General features: G+C 41.0%; 3 protein-coding genes and 1 pseudogene. 3 read left to right on the top strand and 1 reads right to left on the bottom strand.

Annotation, left to right across the window (positions count from 1 at the left end; translation table 11 throughout):
• Positions 1–1,205, bottom strand: a 1,205-nt coding sequence (locus C7R94_RS28430) for a SulP family inorganic anion transporter (protein WP_106785898.1), incomplete at its 3' end; no start/stop codon positions are given.
• 899 nt (positions 1,206–2,104) lie between these two features.
• Here C7R94_RS28430 and C7R94_RS28420 point away from each other — a divergent pair.
• From C7R94_RS28420 to C7R94_RS28410, 3 genes and pseudogenes are all read left to right on the top strand, one after another.
• The gene (locus C7R94_RS28420) at positions 2,105–3,385 is read left to right on the top strand and encodes a S1 family peptidase (protein WP_106785897.1); all 1,281 of its coding nucleotides are present in this window, start codon (positions 2,105–2,107) and stop codon (positions 3,383–3,385) included.
• A gap of 53 nt (positions 3,386–3,438) precedes the next feature.
• The gene (locus tag C7R94_RS28415) at positions 3,439–4,005 is read left to right on the top strand and encodes a DUF3221 domain-containing protein (RefSeq protein WP_106785896.1); all 567 of its coding nucleotides are present in this window, start codon (positions 3,439–3,441) and stop codon (positions 4,003–4,005) included.
• 67 nt (positions 4,006–4,072) lie between these two features.
• Positions 4,073–4,365, top strand: a pseudogene (locus C7R94_RS28410) (P1 family peptidase); the annotation flags it as partial.

Raw genomic sequence — 4,365 nt, 5'->3', positions numbered from 1 at the left:
AAGAAGAGCTGACCTGAGACGGTGTACACTTTTTCGCCCGTATCGCTCTCATAGGAGGAGGCATGCAATCGAGCCATCCTCCAGCCAAAAATGACGGCACTCAGGATCACGCCAGAAATGACCCCTTTTGCCAAATCGTGCGTAGCGACGACGACGATCACCGTAGTAATCATCACAATGGCATCCCCGAAAGGAATTTTCCGCAGATCCCGTATTGACTGCCAGTTAAATGTCCCGATCGATACCATGACCATGACACCGACGAGGGCAGCCATCGGGATTTGTTTGACGACGTCCCCAAGGACCAGGATCAAGAACAAGAGAAAAATCCCTGCAACCAAGGTGGACAGGCGGCCACGCCCACCTGATTTCACATTGATAACGGACTGTCCGATCATGGCACAACCAGCCATTCCGCCAAAGAATCCGGTGATGATGTTGGCGATCCCTTGGCCTTTCACTTCTGTATTTTTGTTGCTGCGCGTATCTGTCATCTCATCAAGAATGGCAGCAGTCATCAATGATTCCAGAATCCCGACCAATGCAAGTGGAAAGGAGTAAGGCAGTATGATCATGAGTGTTTCCCAGTTCAACGGGACACTGGGAAGGTGGAACATTGGCAATTGACGTGTGATTTCACCCATGTCACCAACGGTTCGTACATCAAGGCCTGCCCAGATGGAAATAACAGTCATGACAATGATTGCTACGAGAGCAGAAGGGACTGCTTTGGTGAGACGCGGCAACAAATAAATGATCGCGAGCGTTCCAGCCAGCATGACGTACATTACCCAGGATGCCCCAATGAAATGGGGAAGCTGAGCCATAAAGATGAGAATAGCCAACGCATTGACGAAACCAATCACAACGGTATGAGGGACAAAGGTCGTCAGCCTGCCGATTTTACAGGTCCCCAGTATCACTTGCAAAATACCGGTCAGAACAGTCGCCGCAAATAAATACTCGATGCCATGCTCCTTGACCAGAGTAATCATTAATAATGCCATAGCACCAGTTGCTGCAGAAATCATGCCTGGTCTTCCTCCGACAAACGCAATGATGACTGCGATGCAAAAGGAAGCGTACAATCCAACCATTGGATCGACACCGGCAATAATAGAAAAAGCGATGGCTTCTGGAATCAGGGCAAGTGCAACCGTAATACCTGCGAGCACGTCAGCACGTACGTTAGAAAACCATTCCATTTTTAGTTGTTGAAGGTTCAAATATATTCCTCATTTCTATATCGTATAGTGACTTTCCCCTTTCAGAAAAGTCGGGGCCGTTTTTCACAGTTTTTCATTATAGTAAAAAGGCGTCATCTTCGCCATTCTTTTTTTAAGGAAACTGTAAAAGGGCAAAAAGATATACGACTTTCCGACCAAAAGTGCAGAGGGGACCTGTGACACGAGAAACGGATTTGTTGAATCCGATCCATTCTGTCCAGGAGGTCAATGCTATCGTTTAAACAGGGGTAGTGCCTATGGATTGGATGCAGCAAGTGGAGTCATGCGTCGTCCCCATCATTCCAGCTACGGTTATTTTTGATTGATCAATCGGCGGTGCCAAGTACTAAAGGGATTGGGCGAATATTATGAGGCACTGGATACCATTTTTGACGTATAGAATTAATACACATGTAATTTATACTCGCCTTTCAGGAATTAGTGATGAAGACCCCTTTAACATTTCAAGCTTTACTGTAAAACATTCAACGCATTGGAATGGTTTATATGGCAAAGCAAATCCTTGATCGAGATGGAAAATTTGAAGATAGGGAATGGTTATGAAATGTATAATTGGTTTCCAATCAAACAATACGTAAACATGGATATGATTCATCAATTATACGGAGAGGACAGTCTGTCTTAATGACAGGCTGTTTTGTTTTAGGGGCGAACGAAAATAGATCAATAGAAATGGTCGATGTGCCTATCTATCGGTAGTCAAAGATGGGGTGACGAAACAGATATTACACATATGCTAACAGAACAGGCTTATGTGCCAGAAGGTTATGTGGCGCTTTCAATAAAAGAGACAGAAATCGTTATACCATTTGAATAAAAGCTCTATTATCACTGCAACTGCTTTAGGTACTTCTTTGTTGTTAACAAACATAAGTCCAATCAATGCAAATGAAAATGAAACCGCAGTAGAAATTGATGACAGTAACAGATTCCGAAAGGAAATGGGTCTTGATGAATTATCAAAAAAGGACTTAGAGAATGACGAATATAAACTCTCTAAGTTCGGAGCTTATTTAACTATGGAAGAAGAACAAGACCTTGATGAAAGAATAAATCAGCAAAAAGAAAGTATTCCATCAATAAAAGCATTTATTGAAAAAAATCTTAAAGAGGAGTTTGCTGGAATATATATTGATCAAGAATCAGGCGGAGTAGTTAATATTGGATTTAAAGCCAATGCAAAAACTACAGTAGAAAAACATCTTGATGAATTGCAAGAGTTATACGAAGAAGACAAGTTAAACATTTACTTTACGGAATACTCAGAGGATGAGCTAAACAAAATAGCTGATAATGTCTTTCAAAATAGATTAAACCTTATGGAAAAAGGGTTAGATATAGTTTCTGTTAATGTTGACTTGCCAACTCAAAAAATTAACATTGGAGTAAAAGAAAAATCATCAGCAAAAAGGGCAGCAAAGCTTCTTTTGGCAGAAGTAGATGAAGAGAATGTATTAGTTGAAATGGGCTTTAATGTTGATATTTTCAATATAAAGGTAGAAGAAGCGCGCAAAGCTCAATCTCAGCCAAGCGACAAATTTAGACCAATTCAAACTGGCTTAAGAATAAAAAATACTACAGAAAACCGAAATTGCACTTCTGCGTTTTCAGTGCAAAAGGATAACGATTTTTATGTTTTAACTGCTGGACACTGCACAGAAAATGTTGGGGATAGATTTGAGCAAGGAGGAGCAAGGTTTGGTAAAACCGCAGATTTTAATTTCGGTGGTAGTGTAGATGCAGCACTCATCGAACTAACAAACGGATCTGACGATTCTACTTACTATGTTTTTGGAAATTATAAATCAGAATACAATACTATTACAGAGGTTCAAAGAACAAGGGATGAAACCATTGGAGATACAGTTTGCATTTCAGGAAGTCAAATGAAAAGAGTGAAGTGTGGAACGTTGAAATCAACTAATTGGAGGGGGAATATAGAAAGCCCAAATGGAGACAAACAATACTTTACTAACATGAGACAAGCTAGTTATTCAGAAGTACCAGGGGATAGCGGAGGGCCTATATTTTACGGTGGAACAGCAATAGGAGTTCATAGCGCAGATACTGGAGTTTACACACATATTAGCGAAATAGAAGATTATTTTAACATTGATTCAATTTTTACTGGTAACTAGTTGAAATAAAGTTCCCCATGAGGGAAGGTTTTTCATGGGGAATAAGAAAGGAAATGAGCACATTGAAAAAGGCTATGATACTAATTATTGCCGCATTACTTATAACTGGATGTGCAACTAATCACAAGAATGTTGAAAAGCAAGCATTAACAGGATACGTAACTGAAAAAGATTTTGAAAAAAAAGGTCTCTTAGTTATAGAAAATGATGAAACCAAGACGAGCGATGAGAATTTCTATGCAGCAGAGTGGTATTTCCCAAAAGAAGAAGCCGTATTCCTCGATAGCAAGGGGAATAGCATCTCGTATGATGAAATCGAAGTTGGTCACACAGTTTCTACATGGTCAACAACACCATCAGCACAGTCTTATCCCAGTGGCGCAGAACTCAGTAAACTTGTCATTAATGAAGAAAGCAAAAATCCTATTAATCAAATGGATGAAAAAAGTGCGATTCAGCACGCAATCAATTACTTAAAGAGCACACATAATGATGGAATCATTATTAAAAGTGCAAGTGGACAGAAAGATCATTGGCTGATAAAAGCAACCGACTATGATCATAAAACAGATACTATTCTACAAATCAATGCACAGACAGGAGAAGTAAAAGAGCTTTAAAATTTGTACCGTTCTGTACCTAAAGAAAGGAGGTGATAAGATTCTCATAAAAGTGTCCTTATTATAAGCTTCTCGCCGTCTGCCAAATGGTCTCGTCGTAGGTGCAATCGTAGCGGTGAATGCCGTCGGAGAAGTGCGGTTACCCTCCACAGGAGAAATTTTGGCAGGAGCAAGGGGAGAGGATGGCAAGATCCGCGATAGCCTGTCCTGGATGATCGATGCGGCAACTCCCCCGGTTCCGGCAGGGACAAACACTACCATCGCAGTGGTTGCGAGCAACGCGAATTTGAACAAAGTACAAGCGAATAAAGTCGCGCAAATGGCGCATAATGGACTCGCCAAGACGATTCATCCGGTTCA

The sequence above is a fragment of the Brevibacillus sp. NRRL NRS-603 genome (assembly GCF_003013445.1).
GTDB classification, from domain to species: Bacteria; Bacillota; Bacilli; order Brevibacillales; family Brevibacillaceae; genus Brevibacillus; species Brevibacillus formosus.
The sequence above is the reverse complement of the archived record's forward strand: the minus strand, read 5'-3'. Positions and strand labels throughout refer to the sequence as shown.

Bases quoted from the DNA above. Each gene is read 5' to 3' on its own strand.
- C7R94_RS28415 (WP_106785896.1), top strand. From the start codon at position 3,439: ATGAGCACATTGAAAAAGGCTATGATACTAATTATTGCCGCATTACTT.